The 251-nt window shown below is 37.8% G+C and carries 1 pseudogene; it reads right to left on the bottom strand.

The window, feature by feature from the left end:
• Nucleotides 1–251, bottom strand: a pseudogene (locus GEMHA0001_RS04520) (Asp23/Gls24 family envelope stress response protein); the annotation flags it as partial.

Genomic DNA, 251 nt, shown 5'->3' on the forward strand with positions numbered 1-251 from the left:
TTCATCTGCTTTGTCCGATGCTACTTCTTTTGCTTCTTTTACTTTGTCTGCAGTTGCTTCTTTTACATCTTCTGCTTTTTCTACTACTGCTTCCTTAGCTTCCGATGCTACTTCTTTCGCTTCTTCTACTTTTTCTGCAGTTGCTTCTTTTACATCTGATGCTTTTTCTACTACTGCGTCTTTTACATCTACAGCTTTGTTTACCACTGCATCTTTTACATCTACAGCCTTATCTACAACTACTTCAGTTG

The organism is Gemella haemolysans ATCC 10379 (genome assembly GCF_000173915.1).
GTDB lineage: Bacteria > Bacillota > Bacilli > Staphylococcales > Gemellaceae > Gemella > Gemella haemolysans.